Source organism: Burkholderia sp. Ac-20365 (assembly GCF_017104715.1).
Taxonomy (GTDB): domain Bacteria; phylum Pseudomonadota; class Gammaproteobacteria; order Burkholderiales; family Burkholderiaceae; genus Paraburkholderia.
Genome location: NZ_JAAGPI010000066.1, coordinates 1 through 26,697 on the forward strand (window position 1 = coordinate 1; position 26,697 = coordinate 26,697).

21 protein-coding genes and 2 pseudogenes are annotated in these 26,697 nt (G+C 59.3%); 1 reads left to right on the forward strand and 22 read right to left on the reverse strand.

Features of this window, described 5'->3' with window-relative positions; genetic code table 11:
- Window positions 1-197: 197 nt before the first annotated feature.
- The 8 genes from G3O01_RS43105 to G3O01_RS43140 form a co-directional block, all read right to left on the reverse strand.
- Window positions 198-1,340 (reverse strand): cytochrome D1 domain-containing protein, encoded by a 1,143-nt coding sequence (locus tag G3O01_RS43105; RefSeq protein ID WP_205813588.1) that lies wholly within the window; start codon window positions 1,338-1,340, stop codon window positions 198-200.
- 167 nt (window positions 1,341-1,507) lie between these two features.
- Entirely contained in the window at window positions 1,508-1,978 is a 471-nt protein-coding gene (locus G3O01_RS43110) for a DUF3280 domain-containing protein (RefSeq protein WP_346779267.1), read from the reverse strand.
- A gap of 242 nt (window positions 1,979-2,220) precedes the next feature.
- Window positions 2,221-2,406 (reverse strand): hypothetical protein, encoded by a 186-nt coding sequence (locus G3O01_RS43115; protein WP_205813590.1) that lies wholly within the window; start codon window positions 2,404-2,406, stop codon window positions 2,221-2,223.
- 135 nt (window positions 2,407-2,541) lie between these two features.
- Complete coding sequence (locus G3O01_RS43120) at window positions 2,542-3,981, reverse strand: heavy metal sensor histidine kinase (RefSeq protein WP_205813591.1); 1,440 nt, start codon at window positions 3,979-3,981, stop codon at window positions 2,542-2,544.
- Window positions 3,978-4,664, reverse strand: a complete 687-nt coding sequence (locus G3O01_RS43125) for a heavy metal response regulator transcription factor (protein WP_028364284.1) — start codon at window positions 4,662-4,664, stop codon at window positions 3,978-3,980. The genes G3O01_RS43120 and G3O01_RS43125 overlap by 4 nt, the downstream gene beginning before the upstream one ends.
- Before the next feature lie 77 nt (window positions 4,665-4,741).
- The gene (locus tag G3O01_RS43130; protein ID WP_205813592.1) at window positions 4,742-6,253 is read right to left on the reverse strand and encodes an efflux transporter outer membrane subunit; all 1,512 of its coding nucleotides are present in this window, start codon (window positions 6,251-6,253) and stop codon (window positions 4,742-4,744) included.
- Window positions 6,250-7,488 carry an efflux RND transporter periplasmic adaptor subunit gene (locus tag G3O01_RS43135; protein WP_205813593.1) on the reverse strand — a complete coding sequence of 413 codons (1,239 nt, stop codon included), beginning with the start codon at window positions 7,486-7,488 and terminating at the stop codon, window positions 6,250-6,252. The genes G3O01_RS43130 and G3O01_RS43135 overlap by 4 nt, the downstream gene beginning before the upstream one ends.
- 1 nt (window position 7,489) lies before the next feature.
- The gene (locus tag G3O01_RS43140) at window positions 7,490-10,723 is read right to left on the reverse strand and encodes an efflux RND transporter permease subunit (RefSeq protein WP_205813594.1); all 3,234 of its coding nucleotides are present in this window, start codon (window positions 10,721-10,723) and stop codon (window positions 7,490-7,492) included.
- 253 nt (window positions 10,724-10,976) lie between these two features.
- Between G3O01_RS43140 and G3O01_RS43145 the strand changes: the two genes are divergently transcribed.
- Window positions 10,977-11,591, forward strand: coding sequence for a CDP-alcohol phosphatidyltransferase family protein (locus tag G3O01_RS43145; protein ID WP_241024746.1), 615 nt, complete (start codon window positions 10,977-10,979; stop codon window positions 11,589-11,591).
- A 22-nt stretch (window positions 11,592-11,613) separates the two neighbouring features.
- Here the strand turns inward: G3O01_RS43145 and G3O01_RS43150 are convergent, their stop codons facing one another.
- The 14 genes and pseudogenes from G3O01_RS43150 to G3O01_RS43220 form a co-directional block, all read right to left on the reverse strand.
- Entirely contained in the window at window positions 11,614-11,892 is a 279-nt protein-coding gene (locus G3O01_RS43150) for a DUF4148 domain-containing protein (protein ID WP_205813595.1), read from the reverse strand.
- Between the two features lie 149 nt (window positions 11,893-12,041).
- Complete coding sequence (locus tag G3O01_RS43155) at window positions 12,042-13,073, reverse strand: histone deacetylase family protein (protein WP_205813596.1); 1,032 nt, start codon at window positions 13,071-13,073, stop codon at window positions 12,042-12,044.
- Window positions 13,074-13,136: 63 nt separating this feature from the next.
- On the reverse strand, window positions 13,137-14,459 hold the full coding sequence (locus tag G3O01_RS43160) for a TIGR00366 family protein (protein ID WP_205813597.1): 1,323 nt from the start codon (window positions 14,457-14,459) through the stop codon (window positions 13,137-13,139).
- Window positions 14,460-14,647: 188 nt separating this feature from the next.
- Window positions 14,648-15,376, reverse strand: coding sequence for an ABC transporter ATP-binding protein (locus tag G3O01_RS43165; protein WP_205813598.1), 729 nt, complete (start codon window positions 15,374-15,376; stop codon window positions 14,648-14,650).
- A 43-nt stretch (window positions 15,377-15,419) separates the two neighbouring features.
- Window positions 15,420-17,348: a branched-chain amino acid ABC transporter ATP-binding protein/permease gene (locus G3O01_RS43170; RefSeq protein ID WP_205813599.1), complete on the reverse strand. Its 1,929-nt coding sequence runs from the start codon at window positions 17,346-17,348 to the stop codon at window positions 15,420-15,422.
- 8 nt (window positions 17,349-17,356) lie between these two features.
- Window positions 17,357-18,232 carry a branched-chain amino acid ABC transporter permease gene (locus tag G3O01_RS43175; protein ID WP_205813600.1) on the reverse strand — a complete coding sequence of 292 codons (876 nt, stop codon included), beginning with the start codon at window positions 18,230-18,232 and terminating at the stop codon, window positions 17,357-17,359.
- A gap of 108 nt (window positions 18,233-18,340) precedes the next feature.
- A complete protein-coding gene (locus G3O01_RS43180; RefSeq protein ID WP_205813601.1) occupies window positions 18,341-19,555 on the reverse strand; it encodes an ABC transporter substrate-binding protein in 1,215 nt (404 codons plus the stop codon).
- 318 nt (window positions 19,556-19,873) lie between these two features.
- Window positions 19,874-20,353, reverse strand: a complete 480-nt coding sequence (locus G3O01_RS43185; RefSeq protein ID WP_205813602.1) for a DUF1348 family protein — start codon at window positions 20,351-20,353, stop codon at window positions 19,874-19,876.
- A 173-nt stretch (window positions 20,354-20,526) separates the two neighbouring features.
- Window positions 20,527-21,009: a DUF4265 domain-containing protein gene (locus G3O01_RS43190; RefSeq protein WP_205813603.1), complete on the reverse strand. Its 483-nt coding sequence runs from the start codon at window positions 21,007-21,009 to the stop codon at window positions 20,527-20,529.
- 1,158 nt (window positions 21,010-22,167) lie between these two features.
- Entirely contained in the window at window positions 22,168-22,557 is a 390-nt protein-coding gene (locus G3O01_RS43195) for an SMI1/KNR4 family protein (RefSeq protein ID WP_205813604.1), read from the reverse strand.
- Between the two features lie 712 nt (window positions 22,558-23,269).
- The gene (locus tag G3O01_RS43205) at window positions 23,270-23,725 is read right to left on the reverse strand and encodes a hypothetical protein (RefSeq protein ID WP_205813606.1); all 456 of its coding nucleotides are present in this window, start codon (window positions 23,723-23,725) and stop codon (window positions 23,270-23,272) included.
- 10 nt (window positions 23,726-23,735) lie between these two features.
- Window positions 23,736-24,290 (reverse strand): annotated as a pseudogene (locus G3O01_RS43210) (RHS repeat-associated core domain-containing protein); the annotation flags it as partial.
- A gap of 108 nt (window positions 24,291-24,398) precedes the next feature.
- Window positions 24,399-24,752 (reverse strand): hypothetical protein, encoded by a 354-nt coding sequence (locus G3O01_RS43215; protein WP_205813607.1) that lies wholly within the window; start codon window positions 24,750-24,752, stop codon window positions 24,399-24,401.
- A 366-nt stretch (window positions 24,753-25,118) separates the two neighbouring features.
- Window positions 25,119-26,312, reverse strand: a pseudogene (locus tag G3O01_RS43220) (RHS repeat-associated core domain-containing protein); the annotation flags it as partial.
- Window positions 26,313-26,697 lie beyond the last annotated feature (385 nt).

Below are 26,697 nucleotides of genomic sequence, written 5' to 3' on the forward strand. Positions count from 1 at the left end.
GAGGACCCGTTGGGGGCCCTCAGGCGGGAACAAGAATTAGCGGTGTTCAGCGGCTTTCTTTTGCCTACTTTTCTTTGCCGCGGCAAAGAAAAGTAGGTGCCGCCCCGCACAGGGGCGACGCGTGAAGTACGAAGACATATCGCGGATGCCAGCGACAACAAAAGCAAACCAAACCAGCGTCCGCAAGACAAAAAACGTCACCTGGACTCTATCGACCCCTGACTCGGCGGCGAAGTCACAATCCCCCACGCCAGCGGCAAATCCCCAATCTGCCCAACCGTCTGATAGTTCTTCGCATCGAGCACGAACACAGCGTTCGACCGCCCACATGCCATCAACACTTTCGACCCATCCGGCGTAAAGCTGAAATGCCAGCAGCGCTGCCCCACAGGCGCATCGGCGACATGCTCATAGGTCTTCGCATCGAACACCTGCAAGGTCTTGTCGCGCGCAGCCGCAACCAGCAGATGCTTGCCCTCCGGATCAAATGCAACACCATACGGTCCCATCTTCGTATCGACGGTCTTCAAAGGCTTCAACGTCGCCCCATCCAGCACGACAAACTTGTTGGTGTTCTCCAGCGTCACCACATACTGCTTGCCATCCGGCGATGCCTTGATCCCCCGTGGCCGCGAACCCTTGTCCATCTTCACCGTTCGTACCAGCTTGCCCGTGCCCGTGCGGTACACGGACACCGTATCGTCACCCTCGTTGGTCACCAGCAACTCTCGCCCGTCCGGCGAAAACTCCACGCCCTCCGTCTCATGTCCGCTCTTCACCGAGCGCACCACCTTCATCGTCTTCAGATCGACGATCGCAACCTCGGCGGGCGGGCTGTTCGCGTCGTCATCGTCGTCGTGGCCGCCTTTCCCCGCTCCGGCCTGTCCCTCCGGTTTGCCATCAGGCTTTCCTTCTGGCTTACCTTCCGGCTTATTTTCCGGTTTCCCACCCATCGCTTGCGGCGGCGGGCCGTTCTCGCCTGGCTCATACGTCACATACGCAAACCCGCGATGCACGCGCACGAACTCCGGGTTCTTGCCGATCTTCACCCGCTCGACCACCTGACCCGTGGCCGTGTCGATCACCGACAGATCACCCGTCTTGTTCGCCACCAGCAGTTTGCGGCCGTCCGACGTCAGGCTCAGTCCGCGTGGCCCGTCTTTGCCAAGGGCGATGGTTTTCGTCAGCGTCATCTTGTCGAGGTCGATCACGCCGACGCCGTTCGTCTCGCTCGTCACGTACGCAACAGCCGCCGCCGATGCCTGGCCGATACCCGCGCCAAGCAGCACAGCAAACGCGACGGAAGCCGCCACGCGTGTATATCCGGTTCTGCAACGCATCGATGTCTCCTGCGGAGTGTTGTTCGACGGGTCCGCGTCGGTTCGCGCGGGCCATGTTCGTTGTGCCGCAAGGGCGTATTCACCCACGCTCAAAGTAGCGCATCGCGCGAATGGATGACAGCGTGGAAGGCCGGGAGTTTTTCCCGAAATCGATGCAGGTACGCGGCTCAATGCGCCACGTCCGGTTCAGGCGCGAGCAGGTCGACGAGCGCATCGACACCACGCCGCCACGACAGATCGGTATTGCCGCGAATATCGACGGAGCGCTGGAACACGACCAGCCCGTTCGCCGTGTCTTCAATACGCAAGTTGATGTTGAGAATCAAATTGCTGATTTTCTGCACCCAGCACACGCCGACGCGCGGCACGCCGAGACGCCGGCCGATCTCCAGCTCGCAGCCGTTGCACGCGCTCAGATCCTGCGTCGCCTTGAAGCCGTCGATCAGCGTCGCCACCGGACGGTTGTCCGCGACTTCGTAGACGCCGCGTTGGGCGACACGCGTGCGCAATGCGGTACTCGCCATCGCGGCGCGCGCCTGTTGTGACTGGGTAGTGGAATCATCGTTGTACGCGGCGTTGTCGTCGATTACGACGCAGTCCAGCAGCGCAATGGCCGGAGGCGCGGCATCGACTGTCACCGAAACGGTACACAGTGCGGCGCCCGCAGCGAGCAGATGGGACAGCGCGCGGGCGCGCCGCAGTCCTATGACGTCAGCGTTGGATCGGCAAGCGGTCAACCCGGTCAGCCCTCCACGATCGATATCCGCACGGCATGGGCGCACCGATGCGCCCGCCCTCGCGGGATCGTGAAGCAGTTAACGGGCCTGATTAACCGGCCTGATTAACGGGCCTAATCCAGCCTGATGCGCAGCGCATCGGCTTACGTTTCCGTAGCAGCCTGCGCAGCGTGCGCGGCCGCCTCGGCGGCGAGCGCCTTGCCGACCTCGTCGGCAAATCGCTGCAATGCAGACAATGGCCCACTGACGCTGTGATACATCTGACTGCCGATCTGCGCGTCCAGCAGCACCTGCATGCCGGATTTTTTGGCCATTTCGATCAGATCCACCTGAAGTCTCCTTGCCGGGTACGTTCAATCGCCACAACACCAGCGTACCCAGTCAAATTGACCGTCATTCCTCTGAATAGAGGCCAAGGAGCGGATCAATTTACCTGTTTCGACCGCAAAACCGCTTACAAGGCATTACGGCGATTTGAGCGGCGCCAGTTGCGTCTCCATTCCGGACGGCTCCGCTTTCGGCGGCCGCGACGTATCGGCGCTCATGATAGAAAAACCGAACGTGTTCACGCCGTCGAGGCTGCGCGCAAACACCACGCCACCGTGCATATCGGCGACCGCCTTGACGATTGCGAGCCCGAGGCCGTGATTCTCGCGGCTATTGGTGCGCGACAGTTCCGCCCGATAAAAGCGGTCGAACGCGTGTTCGAGCACGTCGCGCCGGATCGGCTCGCCGGGATTGGCGACGGCAACCCACACGCGGCCCGCTTCGCGCGAAATCGTCACGCCGATCCTCGCGCCCGGCGGCGAGTGGTGAATCGCGTTGATCAGCAGATTCGCAAAGGCCCGGCCGAACAGCGAACGGTTGACGCGCGCCATTGCGTCGCCGTGCAGTTCGGCCTGCACCTGCGCTTCTTCCATCGGCATTTCGAGGAATTCGACGGTGCGCGCGACTTCCGTCGCCAGTGAGACTTCGACCAGTTCCGTGGCCCGCTCGCCCTGATCGGCGCGCGCGAGGAACAGCATGTCGTTGATGATGCCGCGCATCCGCTCGAACTCTTCGAGATTCGATTGCAGCGTGCGGCGCAGATCGTCGACCGAGCGGTTGCGCGTGAGCGCCACCTGCGTCTGCCCGATCAGAATCGTGACAGGCGTGCGCAGTTCGTGCGCGACGTCGGCATTGAACGATTCGAGGCGCACATAGGCCTGATCGAGCCGCTCCAGCGCGCCGTTGAACGAATGCGCGAGATCGTTCAGCTCGTACGGAAGTTCGGTCGTGCGCAAGCGCTGCGAGCGGTTATCGGCGCTCACTTCGGATGCGTCCACCGTCAACCTGCGTAACGGCGCAAGGCCGATGCGCGTGACCCAGTAGCTCAGCAGCGACGCGCCCAACGCGCCCAATGCCGACAACGCCGCGAGCGCGAGGCCGAACTCGCGCAATGCCTGCTCGGTCGGCGCGTAGCTGGTCGCCACCTGCAACTGCACCTGCGGTCGCTCGCCGTTCGGCGGAATGGTCAGCGTGCGCGTCAGCAGGTCGTGGCCAGTGCCGTTATCCGTGACGCGCGCGTAGTCGCCGCGCCATTGCTGCGCAATCGTGCCCGACACCGGGTGGCCGTAATTGAACAGCGCCGTCGTGCTCGAAATCGCATAGGCACTCGTGCCGTCGCGCGGCGTCATGTCCGTGAGCTTCTCTTGGGCGATGCGCCACTTGTCGCGATTGATCGCGTGATGCACGATGATCCGCGCCACTTCCGTGCGGCTATCGAGCGAATCGCGCAAGCGCTGTTCGAGCTGCGAGCGCAGCACGAGGAACAGCCCCGTGTCCACCAAAGTGAATACCGACAGCGCGACGAGCGCGAACAGCAGCGCGAGACGCCGCGCGATGGAACGGGTCGAGCCAATCATGATGCCTCCGCTTCCTCGCGGACTTCGAGTACATAGCCCATGCCGCGCATGGTGTGCAGCAGCTTGGTCGAAAACGGTCCGTCGAGCTTCGCGCGCAGCCGCTTGATCGCCGTTTCGACGACATTAGTGTGGCTGTCGAAGTTCACGTCCCACACCAGTTCCGTGATCATCGCTTTCGACAGGATATCGCCCTGTCGCCGCGCGAGCACGCTAAGCAACTGGAACTCTTTTGCGGTCAGGTCGAGCCGCACGCCGCTGCGCGTCGCGCGCCGGCCGATCAGATCGACATACAGGTCGCCGACGCAGATCAGCGTCGACTCCTGCACGCGCGTGCGTCGCGCGAGCGCGTGCAGGCGCTCGACCAGTTCGAGAAACGAAAACGGCTTGGTCAGATAATCGTCCGCGCCTTCACGCAGGCCACGCACGCGGTCGTTCACGTGATCGCGCGCGGTCAGCATGATCACAGGCGTCGACTTGCGCATGCGCAGCGCCTTGAGCACGCTGAGTCCGTCGCGCTTGGGCAGCATCACGTCGAGCACGATGATGTCGTAATCGAACTCGGACGCGAGATGCAGACCTTCTTCGCCGTCCAGCGCGACGTCGACGACCCAGCCCTGCTCCGTCAAACCGCGGCGCAGATAATCGACGACCTTGAATTCATCCTCCACGATGAGCAGCTTCATGGGCGCTCCTTTGTATTGTCCTCTTCATTATAAGTAGGCTTTTCAAACGTGTTCAGCCCGTCCTTTACAGTCTGTTTTCAGTCTGGTGCATGGGTGCTGGATGCGCCTGCATCATTCGATGCATCTTTGGCCGCTTCTGCGGGCATGCGCTGCGCGTCCGCATCCTGTACGTCCCAACCGCCGCCCAGCGCTTTCACGAGCGCGACGGATGTCGTCATCTGCTGGCCGTGAATCTGCACGTCCTGCCGCTGGCTCGTCAGCAACGACTGCTGCGCGGTGATGACATCAAGATACGCGACGAGCCCGCCCGAATAGCGGTCGTTGGCAAGCGACAACAGGCGCTGCGCATCCGCGACGGCATCGTGCGACTGCGACGCAGCGCGGTCAAGCACGGAAAGCCCGGTGATGCCGTCCTGCACCTGCTGGAAAGCAGTCAGCACCGCCTGCCGGTAGTTGGCCTGCGCGGCCACGTAGCCCTCGCTGGCAAAATCGACGTTGGCTGCGCGCCGCCCGCCATCGAACACGACCTGACTGAGCGCAGTGCCTAGCGACCACATCAAACTCGGCGCGCTCAACAGGCTCGCGAAATCGGTGCTTTGCCAACCGATGCCAGGCGTGAGCGTCAGGCTCGGAAAGAACGCGGCCTTCGCTACGCCGATCTGCGCATTCGCGGCCGCCATCGCGCGTTCCGCCGATGCGATATCCGGGCGGCGCTGCAACACATCGCTCGGCACGCCGAGCGGAATCGCGGGCACGGGATATTCGACCACCTTCGGCTCGATCGAAAACTGCGGCGCGGGCACGGCGACGAGCGCCGCGATTGCATGCGCGAACTGCTCACGCTGCGCCACAAGTAGCTGCGCCTGCACGCGCGTCTGGTCGAGCAGCGACTTCTGCTGCAACACGTCGAGGCCGGACACTGAGCCGAGATCGTGCTCCGTTGTTACGTAGTCAAGCGCCTTCTGCTGCAAATCGACCGAGCGATTCAACACGTCGATTTCCGCATCGAGTTCGCGCAGCGAGAAATAGTCGGTGGCGAGATCCGTGGTGAGCACGAGGCGCGCGTTCGCCAGATCGTCGCGCGACTGTTCCGCCGACGCCCGCGCACCTTCCACCTGACGTCGAATGCGACCGAACAGATCGACGTCGTAGTTGATGGTCGAGCCGATCTGCAGATCGTTCTGCACCGTCGACTGACTCGGCGTCGCGTAATTGGTCAGCGGCCGGTTGCTCGAAATACGCTGGCGTGCTGCCGATGCATTCAGATCGACTTCCGGAATCAGTTGCGCCCGCGTATTGGCGAGCGTCGCGCGCGCCTGTGCGTAGTGCGCGCTAGCGGCCGCAAGCGTCTGGTTTTGCGCGAGCGCCTGCGTTTCGAGGCTGTCGAGCGTGGTATCGCCGAAAGACTGCCACCAGTCCGGCGCGATCGGCGCATGCGAAGGCTGCGCGAGGCGCCAGTATGAGTCCGTGCGCCATGTCGGCGGCGCGTCCGTCAATGGCGTCTTGTAGTCGGGGCCGACCGTGCACGCGCACAGCGTGGCAGCGAGAGCCAGTGTGCTTGCGCGCGCGGCATGGATGAGCGTGTTCACGACGCCGCCTTGCCTTTGGCCTGGGTTGGCGATTGCGGGCGAGACACTTCGACATGGTCGCCGTCTTCGATCGAATCGCTCGGGTTGATGATCACGCGGTCGTTCGGCTCGATGCCGCTTTCGATTTCCAGCGTCTGGCCGAGATCCTGCGCAATCTGCACCTTGCGCAGATGCACGACGCCATCGTTATCGACGACAGCCACGCGCGGCCCTTCCGCGCGGAACAGCAATGCGTTGCCCGGCACCGATAGCTGCGCGCGCGCGCCCGAAGGCAGCGCGACCTGCACGTACGCGCCCGGCCTCAACTTGCCGTCCGGATTGCGCAGCGTCACTTCGACCTGCAGCGAACGCGTGGGCACATCGATCGCGCCTGAGATGTGCGTGATCTGTCCATGGAACTGCTGGCCCGGCAATTCGGCTTGCGTGACCACTACGTCTTCGCCGACCTTGATGTTCTGCGCGTAAGCCTGCGGCAGTTGCACGAAGACCCGCAGCGGATCCGACTGCGCGAGCGCGAACAGTGCGCGGCTCGTGCCGCTGCCCGCATCGATCAGATCGCCGACATCGACATTGCGCTGCGTGACCACGCCTGCAAACGGCGCGACGATACGCTTGAAGCTTTCGAGCTGGCGCAGCCGCTTCACGTTCGCTTCGGCAGCGGCGAGATTGGCGACGTCCTGAGAGTACGTGCTTTGCCGCTCGTCGAGTTCCTGTTGCGAGACGGCATCGCGCTGACGCAGTTGCTGCCAGCGTTCGTACGAGCTTTTGGCAAGACCGAGGCTCGACTGGATCTGGTCGCGCTGCGCAACGGCTTGCGCGAGTTCCTGGTCGATTTCAGGCGTATCCAGTTCTGCCAGCAACTGACCTTCCTGTACGCGCGTGCCGATATCCGCATACCAGTGCAGCAGATAACCCGTCGCGCGCGCGAAGATCGGCGACTCGACGTAGCCGCGCAACGTGCCCGGCAAGACCGTCACGCCCGCGGTGCCGTCAGTCTGCTTCGGCGTCACCACGTCGACATATTGCTTCGCGTTTTGCTGCGTCGTTTGCGTAACCGAGCGGCTTTGCATGATGTTCGCGACCACGGTCCGCAATGCGCCGATCGCCAGCAGGATCAGCACGATCACGATCGCGATCTTCGCGCGCCGCCATTCGCGATGGCGCGGCGGCAACGCGTGCCCATCCGGGGTTTCCCGCGCGGGAATCGCTAGCGAAGAATGCGTTTTTTCAGTCATCTCAATCGTCCGTGTTCGGGCTGTGTCCGTGCGCGTTGTCACGGTCGTGTCGTTCATGTGCGTCACCGTTGCGTGGCTCGTTCTGCTCGCGCGTTGCGTTGCGATGCGCGAGCCGGCTATGAATGCCGGCGAACAGCAGCGGCACGAAGAAAAGCGTCGATACCGTCGCGAACAGCAGGCCGCCGATCACCGCGCGTCCGAGCGGTGCATTCTGCTCAGCGCCTTCGCCGAGTCCGAGCGCCATCGGGATCATGCCGATGATCATCGCGAATGCCGTCATCAGCACGGGCCGGATCCGGCTCGCGCCCGCTTCGAGCGCGGCCGTCAGCGGCGGTGCGCCCGCCGTCAGGCGTTGGCGCGCGAACGACACCATCAGAATACTGTTCGCCGTCGCGACGCCCATCGTCATGATCGCGCCCGTCAATGCAGGCACACTCAGATGCGTGCCCGTCAGGAACAGCATCCACACGATGCCCGCGAGCGCTGCCGGCAACGCGCTGATGATGATCAGCGGGTCGATCCACGACTGGAAGTTCACGACGATGAGCAGATACACGAGCACGATCGCCATGGCCACGCCGATGCCCAGACCGAAGTACGACGTGCGCATCGTCGAGACCTGGCCGCGTATGGCAATCTGGCTGCCGCGCGGCAGCGTCGCGCGCGCCTGATCGACGAGCTTTTCCACCTGCCGGTCGACGCTGCCCAGATCGCTGCCTTCCACACTCACGAACACGTCGATCACGGGCCGGATGTTGTAATGCGTGACCATCGCGAACTGCGTTTGCGGCGAGACCTGCACGAGGTTGCCGAGCAGTTGCGTCGGCCCTGTCGAGGTTGCCGACACGGGCGTGCGCAGCAGTTGATCGACGGACGAGATCTGATATTGCGGCGTCTGCACCGCAAGGTTGTACTCGACGCCATTGCGCGGATTGAACCAGAACCCCGGAGACGTCTGCGAACTGCCCGACAGCGAAATCAGCACGTTCTGCGCGACGTTGTTCGCGTTGAGATTGAGTTGCTGCAAACGCGTGCGGTCCATCTGCAGATTGATGACGGGCTCGTCGAGCTTCTGCTGGATGTGCGCGTCGACGGCGCCGGGAATCGTGCGGATCTGCTTGAGCAGCTTGCGCGCAATCTCCAGATTGCCTTCCTGATTCGCGCCGACAATCTGCACGTCGACAGCAGCAGGCAAACCGAAGTTGAGAATCTGCGTGACGATATCGGCGGGTTGAAAGAAGAACTCCGTGCCCGGAAAGCGTTGCGGCAACAAGGCGCGCAAACGGTCGACGTAGCCAAGGCTCGGCTTGTGGTCTTCTTTCAGCGCGAGCAGGATTTCGCCGTCGAGCGTGCCGATCGTGCCTGCATTGCTGTACGACAGATTGATACCGCTATAAGGCAAGCCGAGGTTGTCGAGCACGGTGTCGAGTTCATCGGAGGGGATCACTTCGTGTACAACTTTCTCGACCTGATCCGCGAGCCGCGCCGTTTCCTCGATCCGCGTGCCCGTTGGCGCGCGCATGTGCAGGCGTATCTGGCCCGCGTCCACGCGCGGAAAGAAGTCCTCGCCCAATACGAACGTGAGTCCCAATGACACCACGCAAAAGCCGAGGAACAGCGTGCCGAACATGCGGCGCCGCACCAGCAGGCTGCTGAGCACCATGATGTACGCTGCGCGCATGGTCTCGAAGCCGCGGTCGAACCGATGGTAAAGACGCATGAACAGATTCGGCCGCGCGTTCGGATCCTTTTTGTGCGCGTGACCCATCAGCAGCATTGCGAGTGTCGGCACCAGCGTTCTCGACAGCACGTACGACGCGAGCATGGCGAACACCACGGCTTCTGCGAGCGGCACGAACAGATAACGCGCGACGCCCGTCAGGAAGAACATCGGCACGAACACGATACAGATACATAGCGTCGACACGAGCGCGGGAATCGCAATCTCGCCCGCACCGTCGAGAATCGCATCGTGCAGATTCGTGCCCATATGCAGATGCCGCTCGATGTTCTCGATGGTAACCGTCGCGTCGTCCACCAGAATTCCGACCGCCAGCGCGAGGCCGCCTAGCGTCATGATGTTGATGGTCTGACCGAGCGCGTGCAGCGCGATCAGCGAGGTCAGAATGGAAAGCGGAATCGACACGGCGATGATGCAGGTGCTGCGCCAGTTGCCGAGAAACAGCAGAATCATCGCGGCCGTCAGCGCGGCCGCGATCAGGGCTTCGCGCACCACGCCCTGAATGGCCGCCTTTACGAACACGGATTGATCGAAAAGCGGCGTCACCTTGAGATCGGGCGGCAGCGACGCTTCGGCCGTCGGCAAAATCCCGTGCAGCGTGTTGACGATCGATAGCGTCGACGCGCTCCCTGTCTTGAGAATCGAAATCAGCACACCGCGCCGGCCGTTCTCCCGCACGATGTTCGTCTGCGGCGAGAAGCCATCGCGCACGTGCGCCACTTCACGCAGATACGTGGTCGCGCCGTTGATCGTGCGAACAGGTATGTCATTCAGACCCGCGACGGTGGTCGGCGAGCCGTTCATGTTGATCGTGTATTCCTTCGGGCCGATCTTCGCGGTGCCTGTCGGCAGAATCAGGTTCTGCGCGTTGACGGCATTGACGACGTCGAGCGGCGTGAGCCCCTTAGCCAGCAACGCGCGCGTATCGAGATCGACGGAAATCAGGCGGCTCTTGCCGCCATAGGGATACGGCACCGCTGCGCCCGGAATCGTAACGAGTTGCGGGCGCAGAAAGTTGAGCGCCGTGTCGTTCAGATCCTGTTCCGACAGACGCGGGCTCGACAGGCCCAGCTGAACCACGGGAATACTCGACGCCGAATAGCTGATGACGAGCGGCGGCGTCGCGCCCGGCGGCATCTGTTTTAACTGCGCCTGTTCGACAGCGACCGTTTGAGCGATAGCCGTCTGGATGTTCGCGGTCGGCTGCAGAAACAGCTTGATGATCGCAATGCCCGCAAGCGACTGCGATTCGATATGTTCGATATCGTTGACGGTCGTCGTCAGGCTGCGCTCGTTGACAGACGTGATGCGGTTCGCCATGTCTTCGGCGGACAGGCCTGTGTAGTTCCAGATAATGCTGACGACGGGAATGTTGATTTCGGGCAGCACGTCGACAGGCGTCGTGAACAGCACGAAAGGCGTCGCCAGCACGATCAGGATGGCCATCACGATGAACGTGTATGGCCGCTTCAATGCGAGATTGACAATCCACATAGAGGTGTTGGTATCCGGGAAAAGCGCGCGAGCATGACCAGGCGAGACGTGAGGCGGCGGCGTCAGTCTCTTGCTGTGCGTCCGCGGCAACCTGGTGTAAATGCTAGTGGGTGAGCCCCAACAAGCTGATGACGCGAAAATGGCAGAATTGCCATGTTCATGAACGACGGCTTACACCGCGGCACGCGTCTTGCAGCTAAGGCAGGCGATCGGGGCGGCTATACTCGTCCCCCACTGCACACGAAAAGGCCCTATGAAAACAAAGCGCTTCTCGATGATCCGCGAGTTCCATCTCGCCGACTGGTTCACGCTCGGCAATGCCGTCTGCGGCACGGGCGCGCTGTTTTCGATGATGACGTATATCGGCAGCGAAGAAGTGATGCACGTGTACTTTGCCAGTGCGCTCGTGTTCGCGGCGCTGGTGTTCGACGTGCTGGATGGACGCATCGCGCGCTGGCGGCAGAAGGCTTCGCTGCTAGGAAAGGAACTGGATTCGCTGGCCGATGTGATCTCGTTCGGCGTGGCGCCGGCCATTATCGGCTATGGATGCGGGATGCGCGGCCTGTATGACCGCGTATTACTGGCGTACTTCGTGGCATGCGGCGTGTCGCGGCTCGCGCGATATAACGTGACGACGGAAACGATGTCGGGCGGGACGGGGAAAGTGACGCACTTCGAAGGCACGCCTATTCCGACATCGTTCGCAATCGTCTTGCTGCTCGCCGTTGCAGCATGGTTGGGAGCTCTCGGTCCGCATTTATGGTTCGGCGAATGGCGAATTGCAGGTCGTGTGCTGCATCCGCTGACGCTCGTCTATGGCATTTCCGGATCGCTGATGATTAGCCGCATCCGCATACCCAAGCCCTGATCGCTGCAGATTCAGTGAACGATCAGTTCCCCTTGAAGACGGTGTTATCGAGCGTTTTCATTTCCCCGTCGCGCTCCGCCTGGATCAGTTGCTGGCGCACGTCCTGGCGCGTTTCCGGACCATTGCGCGCGCCCTGTCCTGCGCTGCCCCAGTTGACGCCGCCCTGACCCGTATCCGCTGCGGGCGCGGCCGCTTGTGCCTGGGTCTGGTCCATCGGCTGATCCGACGATTGTTGCGCATAGGCGCTCGACATGGCTGCTACGCCCGCCGTTACCACGAGACTGAGAAGAAGATGCTTCATTTCAAGGCTCCTTGATCGCGAGAGACTGTGCAGCGAAAAAACTGCCGTTGCAGATGCTCGCGGCGCCGCAACGACAGTTTTAACTCTACGCTTCAAAGCTGGCGAAATGCTGGCATTAATATGACGAACGTGCCAGATTCGCAATCCCGTTATGCGCGGCCTTCGAAACCAAGCAGAACGTTGACGGCATTGATGCCGATTTCATCGACCATGTAGCCGCCTTCCATCACGAAGAGTGTCGGCAGATCGAAGCTCGCGAGTATCCCGCCAATACGCTGATAGTCCGGCGTGCGCAAACGGAAATGACTGATGGGGTCACCCTCGAATGTATCGACACCGAGAGACACGACCAGCGCTTCAGGTTTGTGACTGGCAATGGCCGAGCCCGCATGCCGAAGCGCCGGCTCGTACTGTTCCAGCGTCGTGCCCTTCGGCAACGGCAGATTCAGATTGAAGCCCTCGCCTTGCCCGATGCCTAGCTCGTCCGCAAAGCCCGCGAAATACGGATACGACACAGCGGGATCGCCGTGTATCGACGCGAACAGTACGTCGTTGCGGTCGTAGAAAATGTCCTGCGTGCCGTTGCCGTGGTGGAAGTCGATATCGAGCACGGCGACGCGCTTCGCGCCTTGCGCGATGCAACGTTGCGCCGCGATCGCGGCGTTGTTCAGATAGCAATAGCCGCCCGAATATTCGCGGCCCGCGTGATGGCCCGGCGGACGGCACAACGCGAAAGCAGCCCTCGCGCCCCGCGCGAGTTTATCGATGCCTGTAAGCGCCGAATTCGCACTCGACGAAATCGCGCTCCATGTGCCTGCGTTGATGGGCGTACCCGCATCCATCGAAAAGAAACCCAGCTTGCCGTCGATGAACTGCGGCATCGCTGTGGACGGCATGCCGCGCACGGGCCACACGAGCGGCAATGCCTGGCAGGTGCGGCCCGTTGCAGCCCACTCTTCCCATGCCGAAGCGAGGAACTCGACGTAGCGTTCGCTATGCGCGCCGACATAACACGCGCGGTCATATGCGTCCGGCGCAATGACATCGCCGAGGCCCGCGGCCTTGACCTGCTTCAGCACGGTCTCGGCGCGCACGGGTTTTTCGAATGAATCGGAGATGGCGCCGTCCTTGAGTTCGACGCCTTGATGCAAGCGGTGATCGCTGCTGTAGATGGTCTGCATGGTCCTTTACGTCACAGAAAGGAACCCACAGTCTACCGCCGCGATACCGCGTTGCGAACGACTTCAGAACAGATACAGACCGGCCACAAAGATCACGCCCGAGAACAGCAGCGCGGTCACGCAATAGCCCATGATGTCGCGCACGCCGAGACCTGCAATCGCCAGTGCGGGCAGCGCCCAGAACGGCTGCGCCATGTTGGTCCAAGCTTCGCCGTATGCAATCGCCATGGCGGACTTGCCGAGGTCCGCGCCGATCGCCTTCGCAGCCGGCATCACGAACGGCCCCTGCACGACCCAGTGGCCGCCGCCGCTCGGCACCGCGAAGTTGATCACGGCCGAACTCAGAAACGTCAGTAGCGGGAACGTATGCACGTTCGCGATTTCGATGAACCAGTTCGTGATGACGCCCGCGAGGCCCGAATGATCCATCGTCGCCTGAATGCCCGCATAGAACGGGAACTGGATAAGAATCCCCGCCGTGCCGCGCGCCGCATTGGCAATCGCACGCGCATACGCCATCGGCGTCTTGTGCAGCAAAATGCCTGCTGCGAGGAAGACGATATTGACGGTATCGATGTCGAGACTGAAGCCCTTCTTCATGAAGCGGATCACCAGAAAGGCAGCGATCAGCAGCGCGACGAGAATGGAAAGAATGCGGCTCTCTTCGATGCGTTCAGCAGGCGTCGACTCCGCAGTAATCTTGCGCTCCAGCACGGGTTCGTCTGCGAGCAGCGCGGGATCGACGGAGACCACTTCGTCGGCTCGCGGCATCATGGCGCGCACCAGCAGCGGCAATGCAATGATCAGCGCAGCCGTGATGAAGAGGTTGTAGCCTGTAAAGAGCGTCTGCGAAACGGGGATCAGGCCGATCACCTTCTCCATCGGATTGCCCTTGGTCGCGGCGACCAGCGGCACCGAGCCCGACAACCCGCCGTGCCACGTGAGAAAGCCCATGTATGCGGCTGCCACCAGCAGACGGTAATCGACGCCACGCACGCGCCTTGCGACTTCTCTCGCGAACATCGCGCCGAGCACGAGTCCAAAGCCCCAGTTGATCGCGCACGCCACGCCGCTCACGAACGCGACGAGCATCGTGCCCTGGACGGGCGTCTTCGCCATGCCGCCGAGTGCAGACAGCGCGCTCTTGACGGGTCCCGACGTCGCCAGTGCATGGCCTGTCACGAGGATCATCGCCATCTGCATTGTGAACGCGAGCAGATTCCAGAAGCCGCTGCCCCACATGAAGACGAGATCGCTGGGCGTCTGCGGCGTGAGCCCTAATGCCAGCGCAAAGGTAATCGCGGTGAGGAGCAGCGCGAAGATGAGAGGGTCAGGCAGAAAGCGATGAACCACCTGTGTAAAGAAGCGTGCAATACCTTGAATCACGAGGTCTCCGGCAATTATTCGTTAGATGCGCGCGAGATTCTGCCACAGGTATGCACAACGGGTCGGCGAACTGCACAAGCAGCCGCCGGGCGTGGGATATAGAGGAATTGAGGCGGAAATGTCGCTGAATAGAAGCTTTCAACGACCTTAAAGAAATAGCGCCGTCATTGATTGACGGCGCTTTACTGTTAATGGCCCAGATAGGCGGCCTTCACCATCGGATCGTTACGCAATTGCGCCGCCGATCCATGCGTCGCAATACGGCCGTTTTCCAGCACGTAGCCGTAATCGGCCACGTTCAGCGCAGCGGCTGCGAACTGCTCGACGAGCAGCATCGTGACGCCTTGAATCTTCAGGCGTTCGATGATCTTGAAGACTTCGTCGACGAGAATCGGCGCGAGTCCCATCGACGGTTCGTCGAGCAGCACGAGATCCGGATTCAGCATGATCGCGCGCGCCATCGCGAGCATCTGCTGCTCGCCGCCCGACAGCGTGCCCGCGAGCTGATTGCGACGCTCTTTCAAGCGCGGAAACAGTTCGATTGCACGCTCGAGATCCGCGTTCACGTCGCCGCGTGGACGCGACCACGTGAGGCGCGGAAACGCGCCCAGCAGAAGATTGTCCGTGACCGTCATCGTCGAGAAAACGCGTCGCCCTTCCGGCGAATGCGCGAGACCCAGGCGCGCGATACGGTGCGAATCGAGCGAGTCGATGCGTTTCGCCGATGCGCCCTCGCCCATCGTGATCTCGCCTTCACTCGGGCGAATCATGCCGGAGATGGCGCGCATCGTCGTGGTCTTGCCGGCGCCGTTCGAGCCGATCAGCGTGACGACGGATGCCTTCGGCACATCGATTGAAATGCCGTGCAACACCTGAACCTTGCCGTAGCCCGCATGCAGATTGCGGATCGATAACATCGCGTTCCCCTGTATGCCGTTGTCGTGCAACCGATGCTTACGCTCAGGCGGCCACGCCGCCGAGATAAGCCTCGATGACTTTTTCGTTTTCCTGGATCTCGGACGGTTTGCCTTCGGCGATCTTCTGCCCAAAATCGAGCACCGATACCGTGTCGCACACCGACATCACGACGTCCATATGATGCTCGATCAGCACTACGGTAATGCCGTGATCGCGCACCTTGCGAATGATGCGCACGAGTTCCTTGATATCGGGCGCCGTCAGGCCCGCTGCGGGTTCGTCGAGCAACAGCACTTGCGGATCGAGCGCGAGCGCGCGGGCGATTTCCAGCAAACGCTGCTTGCCGTACGGCAAATTACGCGCCTCTTCCGCCGCGACATTCTCGAGACCGACGAAGCGCAACATGCCGAATGCACGCTCACGCGCCGCGCGCTCTTCCTGGCGATAGCGCGACGTCATCAAACCGACGTCGGCGAAATTCGAGCGGAACGTGTGATGCAAACCGACCAGCACGTTTTCGAGCGCGGTCATTTCGCCGAACAGCTGCACGTTCTGAAACGTACGCGCGATACCCGACAATGCAATCGACGAAGACGTGCGCCCCGCGATCGACTCGCCGCGATATTCGATTGCGCCCGCTGTCGGCACATAGATGCCGGTGAGCACGTTCATCATCGTGCTCTTGCCTGAACCGTTCGGTCCGATCAGGCCGTGAATCGTGCCGCGCCGGACATTGAGGTTCACGTTGTTCAACGCCTTGAGGCCGCTGAATTGCATCAGCACACCGCGTACATCGAGAATGGTTTCGTCGCCTTTCGTGTGCACGTCCTGCACGGCATCGGTGGCGATATCGGCTGGCTTTTCGGTGTCGACGGTCACGGTGCGCACGCGGCCGTTCATGAAGAACTTGCGCACGAAACCGACCACACCGTCCTGCAGGTAGTAGACCACCAGCAGGATCATCAGGCCGAAGATCGTCAGGCGCCAGTCGGTGAGCGCATCGATCCAGTACGAGAATGCGGCGAGGCCGACGGTACCTGCAATCGGAATCGCGATCTTGCGCGGCGTCACCGTCTTGCGCGACAGCGAGAACAATGCGCCTGCAACAACGATGACAGCGAGCGCCGTCGCAACCATGCGGAACATCGAGATGTCGTCGAGCAGCTTGGGCAACAGCACGATGATCGTCGAGCCAATCAGCGCACCCGTACGCGTCTTGCGGCCGCCCATGATGATCGCCAGCAGGAACAGGATGGTCAGTTCGAAGTTATACGTGTTCGGCGAAATGTACTGCTCGGAGTACGAATACAGACAACCCGCCAGCCCCGCAAAGCCCGCGCTAATCACGAACGCATAGACCTTGTGCCGATATACCGATACGCCCATACAGTCCGATGCGATCGGACTATCGCGCAGCGCCTCGAATGCGCGGCCAAGATGCGACTTCAGCACGCGATGCACGACGATCAGCGACACCACAAGGAGCGCGGCCACGACCCAGTAGTACTGGTTTTCATCGAGCAGATGACCTGCGATCACGGGCTTCGTGATCTTGATGCCCATCGGCCCGCTCGTGAGGAAATCCATTTCGTTGATCAGGATCTGGATGATCGTGCCGAACGCGAGCGTGACCATCGCGAGATATGGGCCCGACACACGCAACGCCGGCAGTGCGAGAATCGCGCCGAATGCAGCCGTGACGATGATCGACATCGGCACGGTCACGTAGAACGGCATGCCGAGCTTGATGAACAGCACGCCCGCCGTGTATGCGCCGACGCCGAACAGACCCGCATGCCCGAGTGAGACCTGCCCCGTATAACCGACCACGATATCCAGCCCGAAGAGCAGGATCGCGTAGATCATGATGGTTTCGACGAGGTGGATGTAGTACGGATTTCCCGATAGCACCGGGAAGATTGCAAGCGCGACCAGCCCGAGCAACGCGCCGATAAGGTTTTTCTTTTTCACGGCGGGCCTCAGACTTTCTTGATCGCAGTTTTGCCGAACAGGCCGGCCGGACGCAGCGCGAGCACGATCAGCAGCAGCACGAGCCCAGGTACATCCTTATAGCCCGTCGAGATATAGAACCCTGTCGTGGTCTCCGCAATGCCGAGTATCACGCCGCCGACCACAATGCCGAGGCCGCTCGACAAGCCACCGATAATCGCCACCGCAAACGCCTTGAGACCGAGCACGGCGCCCATCGTCGCGCCCGTCAGCGTGAGCGGCGCGATCAGCACGCCGGCGAACGCCGCCGTCAGCGACGACAGCGCATACGAGAACGTGATGACGAGACCTGTGTTGATGCCCATCAGCGCGGCGGCGTCACGGTCATTCGATGTCGCGACGACCGCCTTGCCGAAAATGCTGCGCCGGTTGAAGAACTCGACGGCGAGCATCAACACCAGTGCGCCGCCCACGACGAGCAGTTCCATCGGCAGCACATTGGCGCCGAACACCTTGAGCGGCGCTTCGGGCAGCGGCGAAGGAAAGCGCAGATCGTCGCGGCCCCACACGTTTTCCGCTACGTTCTTGAAGATGATGCCGAGCGCAATCGTCGACATGATCCAGCCGAATTCCGATTTGATCTTGATGGCGGGCCGCACGCCGATACGTTCGACGAATGCGCCCTGTAACAGGCCGAATACGCACACGATTGGAATCATCAACCAGTAGTTGACGCCCAGCGTGACAAGCGTGAGACCGACGAGCGCACCAAGCATCAGCGCATCGCCCTGACCGAAGTTCAAGGTACCGGATGTCGCGAACGTGAGTTGATAGCCGAACGCGATCACGGCGTAGATCATGCCGAGCGCGATGCCGCTATAGATAAGCTGAAGAAGAATGGCCATAGTCCAAGTGCCTCGATCACAAACGCCCCGGAGGTAATGCCGCGCGCCACGCAGCACAAAGCCGCACCCGCCGGTTCGGCGGGCGCGGCTTCGCTATTCATGTGACGCTCAGTTTGCGGATGCCTGCTTGCTGCGAAGCTGGCCGCCGCCTTTCTTGTCGTTGTCGTACGCGTAGATGACGCGCCCGCCCTTCACTTCGCCGACCACAGGCACGTTCGGGCTGATCGCTTCGTGGTCGTCGTGCGTGAACGGCTTGTCGTACACCATCACGACGCCTTCGACCTTCGTGTTGAGGTTTTCGAGTGCGGCGCGCACTTTCGGGCCATCCGTCGAGCCCGCCTGCGTGATCGCTGCGGCGAGCAGATAAACCGAGTCATAGCCTTGCGCCGCCGACACGGGCGAATCGATGCGGTTGTTCTTCGGCTTGAATTCCTTCAGATACGCCTCGATGAAGGCCTTGCGCTTCGGCGTATTGGGCTCCTGGATAAAGGTTTGCGGCATGCGCGCGCCTTCGCCATTCGGCCCGGCATTGTCGATATAGTTCGCCATCGACAGTGTCCAGCTGCCGATCAGCGGCACTTTCCAGCCGAGCTTGGCCATGCCGTTGGCGATCTGCGCGAGTTCGGGACCGATGCCGTAAGTCAGCACCGCTTCCGCCCCGGCGTCTTTCGCCTTCAGCAACTGAGCCGTCATGTCGACGTCCTTGATGTTGAACTTCTCGACGGCGACCGCCTTCACGCCTTTCGCTGCGAGTGCTTTTTCCAGATCTTCGCGACCGAGTTGGCCGTAATTGGTCGAATCGGCGAGAATCGCGACCTTCTTGAAGCCGCGTTTCGTGACGGCTTCTTCGACGATCATCGGCGCCTGAATGCGGTCGGCGGCGGCATTGCGGAACACATAGTTATCCGGCTGATCCGCGAATTGTTTCGTGACGATACTGCCCGTCGCGACGTTATTGAAAACGGGGATTTTCGCTTCCTGGAAGAAGCGCTGCGACGCGAGCGCGACGCCCGTGTTGATGTAGCCGACTACCGCGACTACCTTTTCCTTGTTGATGAGTTCCTGCGCGATCTGCACGCCGCGCTCGTTCTTCGCTTCGTCGTCGCGTTCGACGAGTTCGATCTGCCGGCCTAGCACGCCGCCTGACTTGTTGATTTCGGCGGCCGCAAGGCGCACGCCGTCGCGCATGCTCACGCCCATCGAAGATGACCCGCCCGTGAAGGGACCATCGACACCGATCTTGATCGGATCGGCCGCGTAGCTACCCGTTGCGACCACACACAAGGCGAGCGCAGCCACAACGCTCTTCAGGCGAAATACCATGTTCGTCTCCGTAGCACGTTTCTTTATTTTCGACGGGCGCGGGTTGTTTCCCGACACCGCCTATCGCGTGACATGGCGTGCTTTGCATCGCCTTCAGACGATCGGCAACCTAGTATAGAAATCGTAAGCTTTTTACCACTATGCGGACATACCCGTAAGAAACAACACGTTCAGTGTGCTTACGCACGTACGCACTGTATCGGTGCAGTGGCAACGGGTGTTGGTTGCGCGTGCAACTTGGAATGAAAACGCGCGTGACCGACTTCGGAATGTCGGGCGCGCGCGCTTAAACGAGATTTACGGGTCAGAGCGGATTGATCAGAGACCGAGGTCGCTCAGCCCCGGGTGATCGTCGGGGCGACGGCCGAGCGGCCAGTGGAACTTGCGCTCGCTTTCCTTGATTGGCAAATCGTTGATGCTCGCATGACGGTGATGCATCAGCCCATCTGCGCCGAATTCCCAGTTCTCGTTGCCATATGAGCGGAACCAGTTGCCGGCGTCGTCGCGCCATTCGTAGGCGAAGCGGACTGCGATGCGGTTGCCCGTGAAGGCCCATAGTTCCTTGATGAGGCGGTACTCGAACTCCTTGCTCCATTTGCGCTCGAGGAAGGCGCGGGCCTCGTCGCGGCCTTGCACGAATTCGGCGCGGTTGCGCCACCAGGTGTCTTGCGAGTACACCAGCGCGACTTTGGAGGCGTCGCGTGTGTTCCAGCCGTCTTCGGCTTGACGGATTTTTTGAGTGGCGGTTTCGTGCGTGAACGGCGGCAGCGGCGGACGGACTTCTGTAGTGCTCGACATCGACTTCTCTCTCTGTGTGAATAAGGACGGTGTGGGTCATTATTCTTGTTGGAGAGAGGTTGTTGTGTCGGGAAGGGGAGTCTTATTTCGGATTTGCACGGTGTGCGGGTGATCTGTTCTGGCACGTTGTCGTGGCGTATGCGCGCGAGCAGCGTCAATGGAATATCAAATTTTTAGCGTGTCCACCAGTCCAGAAGTGTCTCATCGTCAGGATCTTCGAAGTTCTTATAGATATTCGCGTAGTACCATTCATGCCCAGTCCGCGCTTTGAACTCGTCAAAGAACCGGTTGACTGCTTCCACGCCATTACTCGATGGAATCGATAACGCCAGACTTCCGCTCTTCACTCCATCCAGGCTTCCGCGAAGTGCTTGAGTAACTTCATGCCGCAACCGTTCGATTTCTTCGCACGATGCCTCTACGGTGTAGATCTGAATGCAGAAATTCCCGCCGCGCTCTAACACGTTAGCGGGTCGATCCGCGTCGCCGAGGCGAATAACATCGCCTTTTGCCAGGTTGAGTGTGAGCCCGGGAGACGCAAGAAGTTCATAGATATCGGCTTCGATATGCTTCGCGTGGAGTTCTTCGTATACAGGTCCCGACTCGTTAAAACCCGCGAACACATGTATCAAACAAAATTCTTTATCGACACTCATATGGAGTTGTGTAATTCCTTGGGCACGCGTTGCCGCGTCATGTTCTCAATAGCTTTCCGATCCATAAGATCACCCGTTTCCTGGTACACGTAATACGGTGTTTGGACCAACATCAAGATTCGAGAAATGGTCATCCTCTCGCTTAATGTGGCACCGCGCCTCATCTTGCGACAAGCCCGCTCTTCTTAACCACTGCCGGCAACAGCGCAGTCCTGTTTCACCAGAAAAACTAAGATATTCGCTTACCGTCCACCCATAAACCCGGCTTCGTCTCAGTGCCGGTCTTTGCAACGAATTCGCATCCGACGAGCCGATCCGCAGCGACGTAACATGTGCCAAGGTACTGCGACGTCGAAATGACGTAATAGTCCAACGGGTCTTCCTCCTTCAATTGGCCGAGATCGGAAATCAGGCTCTCAAGTCCGAATGTCGTCTTTCTCAAGCGCTGAGAGCTCTCCAAGCGTCGCCTTGCCTGACTAAGGGCGAACTGTACCGTGCAGTGCTGAGCTGAGATTCGGCTCGCTGCTAGTTCCGGTGATCGCAACACGTCGCGTAGTTCGTCGCTCCAAAGTGCATTTCGCCGACGATCAAGCAGGTTGATTAGGTACGAGAGACTATTGCTCATTTGCATCCTTCCCGTGAGACGCTATTCTGAAGCAAATTCACTCGACTTAACAAACGAAATAAAACGTTTTTCGCTGATTGAGGCGCCTTTCTTACATAACTTAACAACATGTCGAAATCACCGTAGTCGAGTTCTATACCAACCAAGGTTAGTGCCCGTCACAATCACCTGCATCGGAAAAAGTTTTAAGAAACTCGACAATGACCTCGTAGCTCATGTTTGCTTCGGCTTCGGACAGAAGCTTGATGAACTCGTAACACGTCTCTTCGCTTTAAAAGTCATCGCTCTCGTGCAAGCACGCCCGCCACCCATCGAAAGAGAAAGTCCCCGACATTTCATCACATCATTTTCATCATCAAATCACGGCATCACTATCTCCGACATGGCTGGATATATGTCTGTCCGGTTGCAGCTTGATACTGACTGACTCCGCCGACGTGGGGAGTGCCCGTGTGCACTTCTTTATCGAATGTGGTCAATTTGGCGAATCAGCCACCGCCACATATTCCTCAATCATCAAATGCACTTCTTCGTCACGCACGCAGCCCTCGGCTGATCCACTCCTGCAAGTTGACTGCAATAGAAGAGAAGTCCGACGGATCGAGGTCTCCTAGCCCCGATTCAAATACCGAGGGATCGTCCTTTTCAAGTTTAATCAAAAATCCTTTTCCGCCGCTGTCGTCACCGATCAGCAAATATCCGTCGCAGTAGTCCTTAACTTCATAGGTTTCATTTCTTTCAGCTAGATCCTGCAGCTGATAGAGTGAGAGCCCGTTCTCCAACAACACCCCATCAGAATACGACAGTAAATCCTTATAAGCAGAGGGCAATTTAACTTTCATTGCTGACTCTACTGCAGCAATTTGAGCCGCCTGAGCCCCCTTGTTTAACCCGGTCAAATTCGATATTCCAGAGAAATTCATTTTGTGAAAGCTCCTAGGCAGTCAAAATACTTGTAGCTCTTCTTCATTGCGTGTCGCGCCACATCTTGAGGCACGCCAGCGGCGATCATTTGACCGTAACCAATGTTGAACTCGTCGGTCAACGACGTCGATCCCCACTTCCCGCCCGGTTGACTAGCAAGTGATCGACGTGGCAATCGCTGCGAGGCGGATATCTGCGCGTGAAGGTCACCATTAGCGCTTTTACTAAATGCGGAGCATTTCTCGAACTAGTTCTAAGAAGGCAATGCCAGACACCGCTTCTATCTTCCTCCGGGCATTAGAAACGATCTCCTCAATTGACGCCGCGTCAAGAATCCCCTGCCCAGTCGTTGGTTTGGCAATCTCCGGCCGGGCATCCGCGTCAGGATCTACATCCTCATCATCGTTACCGTCATCATCAGCAAAGACACCTCGTGGGTTAAGATCCTACGATGGCTCTGGCAAATATAACCAACCAGAGATTTCTCGATTCTAAAAGCGCTCGTTCCCGAAAGGCACATGCCGTTAAGGAATGACTCAACCGAATAGAATATCCGCGAGACAGACCAAACTCTGCATTAACGTCACCTGATCGCTCTGGCGTTCCACATCTACGGCGCATGATGGATCGACCGTGACGTGCTGCAACTGTGTGCCTAAAGAACTACCTATGCGTCGAAATCTTCCACGTTTACCTTCTCAGCAGCGCTCGTTATATTCCCTTCAAATAAGGAGCAACAGAAGGATACTCCGAAGCAAATTCACTCGACTTAACAAACGAAATAAAAACATTCTTCGCTGATTGAGTCGTCTTTCTTGCATAACTCAACAACAAGTCGAAGTCACCGTAGTCGAGTTCTATACCAACCAAGGTCAATGCCCACTGCTTCTCCGGGGAGCGTGCGATAAGACCATCCAGTTCCTGTACTAAAGCCGGATAAAAAATACCACGACCGGTCGCCTCTACTATGTTTCTTGCACGTTCGTGGACACCGAAATCGTCTGCATCGGAGAAAGTTTTGAGAAGTTCGACAATGACCTCGTAGCTCATATTTGCTTCGGCTTCAGACAGAAGCTCAATAAACTCATCACACTTCTCTTCGCTTGAGAAGTCCTGGCTATCGTGCGAGCGTGCTCGCCAACGATCGAAAGAGAAATTTTCCGACATTTCCATCACCTCACTTTTTCAACATCCCGCGACACTTGGCGTATGTAAGCATTTCTCGCGTAGCCTCGTTGTATTTCGTCGGATTACCGACCGCGCGTGCGACCCTACGGACATCTTGAATCTCTGTAACCATTGCACCCCAATAGTTATCGGATGCGATCATCGTAGCCAGCTTGTCTCGATACTGCTGCGCAACTGTTGAGTTCTTATAACTCGATGTGGCCGCGTGGTCAGCCGGGTCCATAGCGATAGCGGGTCCATCCCTGTATCCCAGGTAGTCATCTTGCACCTTTGTGACTGCGTCAGCGGGCATATGATGTCCCTCTATGCCAGGCCGAGAGATCCCACCCTTTGATCCTCCCCGATGCGGGCCCTCTCCTTCTGGATTTCCCTTCTTCAGGCAATCACAAGGACATCGCGCCAACCCTAACGGATCAATCCACGAAACTGGATCCGGTACGTATTGGAAGACGTTGATCCCGCCCGCCAGCCCGATCGGGTCTTTTGAGATGAAGCGGCCACTGCTCGGATCGTAGTACCGATGCCGGTTATAGTGCAGCGCCGTCTCACGATCAAACTACTACCCAGCAGAGCGCAGCGGGTACACTTTGCGCATCACTTCGACCGCATGGACGTGCTTGCGTCGAACGAATTTCCTCGCATCGCACTATTGTCAATCTGGCGCAAACTCACTGTGAAGATCGACAGCGGTGTCTTCGTTAAGCTCGGTCCTACCTCCGTCGTGACTCAAGGCCGTAATAAGGAACCGATCGACGTCCTCGTCCACGACCTTCGCCCCATCGATTACAGCAAAGAGCCCAAACAATGCAACGCGGACTGACTCCGCTATCACCCCATCAAACAGCTTCTGTTCGTCGCTGGTCAAACGAGCGCGCCACTCCGATACCTGGATCAATAGATCATGAGGTCTCTTGCCTGGTGGGGTCGTAAAGGTCTTCACGAGACCATTCACCGTCTGCTCCTGTACATACGTCCTGATAGCGGCGACGAATTCCTGTGTGTTCATGGCCGAAATTCCTTACGAGCGAATGCTATTTGTTAAAGGCGCCTGGGTACATCTCTTTGTTGAGCGAGATGAGTCGTTGCAAGCACCCGTTAGAAGCGCTTGTATTCTGTCTCAGATCTCTGATGTCCTTGGCTAACAAGTCTTTTGCCGTACCCGCGTATGAACCCTTCAGCGTCGGGATTTGTGCATGCTCATCGGCAGGAACAGCGATCGACGGGGCCGTCTGTGGATTGTAGCCAACGACAACTTGGGCGCCGGTTGCTTTTGCATCGCGTGGTGAATGTCGAGGTCGTCGCCAGGAGCCGAACGCTGCTTGAGCTGATTGAATGGCCCGACGTCGTATTTTGAGCACGGATCGCAAGGGCATCGAGCCAGCCCGAGCGGGTCGATCCAGCCAGTCGGATTGGGCGCGTACTGAAACGCGTTGACGCCACCCAGCAATCCTATGGGATCTTTGCTGATGAACCGCCCACTACGCGGATCATAATACCAATACCGATTGTAATGCAGCCCCGTCTCATCATCGGCCTGCTGCCCCTGAAACCGGATCGGGTTCCGCACTTCTTCCCGCGTCGCTCCCGAGACACGAGCAATAACCTCAACCGCCTCACCCCACGCCTTATACCGTGCTTCCCAGACAACCTCACCCGCATCATCCGTGAGAATCTGCGGCGTGCCGATCACATCGCAATGGTAGTAGTAAACCTGCGCCTGCTCATCCGCCACAGGCACGTTCATCAGCGGATCATCTTCCGGCGCATACCGATCCGACTCCTTCCGCTGCGGCGTCTCGATACCATCAACGCGTGACGCAACAAACTGTGCAAGCGGCGCAAACGGACCCGCTTCATACACGTAGTGCGTGCTGTGCAAACCGGCAGACTCATAAGCAAGCCGGTCGCCGTCCCAACCGAACACCGTCCTCTTACCGCCGACATCTTTAGCAATCCGCCGCCCGAACGCATCATAAAAGTACTGCGCGTGAACCGAACCCGCAGCACTCTGTGCGCTTACCGTCTTTAGCCGGTTGAATCCATCCCACTCGTACCGTTGTTCACTTCCAGGTGACTGCCGCACAACCAGATTGCCGCGCGCATCGTACTCATAGTGCTCGCCCGCATAGTCCTTCAGCAGATTACCGACAATCGCCGGCACTCCGGCAGGCAAAGTACTCTCGCGATACCCATCACCAGCAGAACGTGCATGACGCGGACTACCCGCATCGACGATATTGCTCGCCGGATCGAACGCAAAACGCTCGGTCGCAAGCGGACTGATCGCCTCGATCAACCGGCCGACAGGATCGTAGCCATATGTCGTCACGCCACGACGGCTATCGTCGATCTCTTTGAGTTGCCCTGCCGCGTCATAGCGATACCGCCGTGCGGCAAGCATCGACGGCGCACCATGTCGCCGCAGCGACTGCATATCGACACGTCCCGCCATGTCGTAATGCGTCGCCTGCTCAATCGTATTCGACAGCGTACGCTGCGTCTCGCGATGCAGATCATCACGCTGGAAACCGATCAGTTCGCGCCCGTCGAGCATCATGCCGGGCACGGCGTAGCAATTGAGCGGTCAGTAGCTCTACCTGAGAAGTTGTCTCGCCACTCTTGCTAATTTTCTTCAAAATGACGAACTATCGACTTCCACGTTTTGCAGGGATTGCGTGCATCGAATACAGGAAACACAACCAAAGTACTCAATGCTTTGCCGTTGTTGTCCAGAAGCCAATCCGAGAACGACTTAGGGAAGTTGCGCGCCAATTCCGTCTCAGCTGCATGAATCGCATCTACTGTTGTGTCTATCACTCGCGGTTTCGTCCTCATTTCTTGCATAGGGTAAAGCGTCCGCCTCTGCGAGCCTCAACGTGCCGGTCCCAGGCGACCCAGAACTCGACATCGTTGCCGACCAGCATTCATTCCGCTTGCGCCAGTAGCGATGC